Below are 963 nucleotides of genomic sequence, written 5' to 3'. Positions count from 1 at the left end.
TCACTGACCTGGGCTTGCCGGGCCGGTGGAGGTGCCCGCGGTCTCCGTCGCGAGCCCGGATGATCTCGGGGCGCGGGCTCGCGACGGCGCGGGACCGGTTGGGGAGCCGGGTTGATCAGGGGGCGATGAACTGCAGGTCGAGCTCGATCTTGACCTTGTCGGAGAGGGCGAGCCTGCCGGCACCGAGCGGCAGGTTGAAGGTGATGCCATAGTCGCCGCGGCGGATCTCGGTCGTCGCGGCGAAGCCGGACCGGACGCGGCCATCTACGGGGTGAGTGTCGACCCCGTAGAACTCGACCGCCAGGATGACGGGTCTGGTCACGCCGTTGATCGAGAGATCGCCGGCGAGTTCGTACTCCTCGTCGCTGCCCGTGACGGATGTCGAGGTGAACGTGATGGACGGGTGGGACGCGAGGTCGAAGAAGTCGGCGGAACGCAGGTGCGCGTCCCGGTCGGGCTGGTTGGTGTTGATCGAGGCCAGGTCGATCTCGGCGCCGACGGACACCGACTCCAGGGTGTCGCCGACTGACAGCGTCGCGGAGAACGTGTCGAAGCGCCCGCGGACGTTGGTGACGCCGAGATGGCGAATCTGGAAGTTCACGCCCGAGTGCGCGGGGTCGAGCGTCCAGGTGCCGGCGGCCAGGGGCAGCGGAGCGACGTCGGACGGGGACGGGACCTCCAGGTCGATGATCGACTAATGGGGCGGCGGTCGTTGCGACTGCAACGGTACCCCTACAAAACATTAGCGGCTAACGAAAGACAAGGGGTAGCGGGGTCCTGGCCCGCTGTCGGTTCAATGTTGGTACCGGTTCAATGCCGGTACCGGTGCCGGTGCTCATGGGGGTGTCAGTCATGTCGCGTAGGCGGAGTGGGGCTTTCGAAGCGGCGGCCGGGGTGCGTGCCGGGGCCGGGGTGCGTGCCGGGGCCGGCGGTGACGAGGACGCCGACCTGCGGGTGGAGGAG

At 68.4% G+C, this 963-nt stretch carries 1 protein-coding gene; it reads right to left on the bottom strand.

Features of this window, described 5'->3' with window-relative positions; all coding sequences use genetic code 11:
• Nucleotides 1–115: 115 nt before the first annotated feature.
• Complete coding sequence (locus AC08ON_RS10115) at nucleotides 116–682, bottom strand: YceI family protein (RefSeq protein WP_476616846.1); 567 nt, start codon at nucleotides 680–682, stop codon at nucleotides 116–118.
• Nucleotides 683–963: the final 281 nt, after the last annotated feature.

This window comes from Frankia sp. CoWAU3 (assembly GCF_977971855.1).
Note: the sequence above shows the minus strand (reverse complement) of the source record. Positions and strands in the feature narration are given on the sequence as shown.